This is a genomic window from Microcoleus sp. Pol17C6 (genome assembly GCF_036701145.1).
GTDB lineage: Bacteria > Cyanobacteriota > Cyanobacteriia > Cyanobacteriales > Microcoleaceae > Microcoleus.
Window position 1 is genome coordinate 1 of record NZ_JAUBQH010000172.1, and the last position, 1267, is coordinate 1267.

Genomic DNA, 1267 nt, shown 5'->3' on the forward strand with positions numbered 1-1267 from the left:
CTGTCGGGGCGACAAGTCGTCTATAACGCTGATAGAATAAGCCTCATAGCTCTTATGCCTTGTTGATAATTAGGTAGTTTATGTGGAGACAAAGACATTAATTCAATAACAACCTGCCAATTACTAAACATCAAATCGACCCATGATTCACCCCAAAGTCCAATATAAAAAGTGCTATGACGTGCATATTTTCTGTGACTTTCTGTTTTTCTGCTTAGATATTCTTGAACTTGCTTTGACTTAATTTCTATCCCTTGGATTATACTCTTCAAGTATGCTAGTGATAACAGAATTAATAATTTACTCAATCGCTCGCCCGTGAGATTAGTCCTTTCTAGGTTATATCCTCCACCCTTAAAGTCTCTAAACATTTCTTCAATTCCAAATCTTTTTGCATAAGCATCAACTGCTGCTTGTATATTTGCCAAGCTTGTCAGAATATACCAAGGTTCTTCTGTAGTAATATTTCGATATTTACCCAGCCACTTACCTGCCAAATTAAACCCTGTAACTGGTGCGGTTTTTCGGATTGTTACTTCTTGATTGAAAAAGCTATTTCCTGGCTCTAATCCTAGCATTTTTAGTTCAGTCCATAACTCCAATTCCGTCTTGATACAAACATTCTTTTTTAGTCGTAAACAGAAATCTACTTTCTTCTCCCCCAGCCAATTTGCCAGGGTAACACTACAAAATTCACGATCTCCTAACACGAGCAATTTATAATTTGATAAGGCGGCGAATACTGGCGTTAATACGAATTGTTGATTTTCCAATGTGCTGTTCCCTTGTTTGTCAAGGACTTTCCAATAAATAGGAATAGCTCTTTTTCGCCAAATCATGCTAACCATCAAAATATTATTTGATTGCCATTTGGTTCGGTCTATTGCTAAATATACAACCTTATTTTGGTTGACACTACCTTTAATCCAACCAATCACCAGTGGCAACCAAATACTATCTAGAGTCCATTCATCCTCCGATAAAAATCTCTGAATCTTTTTTCTTCTACTTTCAAATTTAATGGGCATCGCTAGTTTTGTTGCTATGCTTTCCAATGTGACTTCTTTAATCGATTGCACTACTTGAATCAATAAAATTGTCAATAAGTAATGAGAACGTGTCAGCTTTTCTAACAAATGAGCATGATATAATTCTGGTATCATTTAAGTGTTTTTGGGTAAGAAGCTTTCTTACCCTATATTTTTCTAGGCGATTTGTCTAGGATTGCCGGACTGTATGATTTTCAGGCAACCTGTCACCCCGTCAG

General features: G+C 36.5%; 1 protein-coding gene. It reads right to left on the reverse strand.

Translation table 11 applies throughout. The features are described from left to right. Nucleotides 1–20: 20 nt before the first annotated feature. On the reverse strand, nt 21–1163 hold the full coding sequence (locus QUA25_RS29255) for an IS4 family transposase (RefSeq protein WP_333043203.1): 1143 nt from the start codon (nt 1161–1163) through the stop codon (nt 21–23). Nucleotides 1164–1267 lie beyond the last annotated feature (104 nt).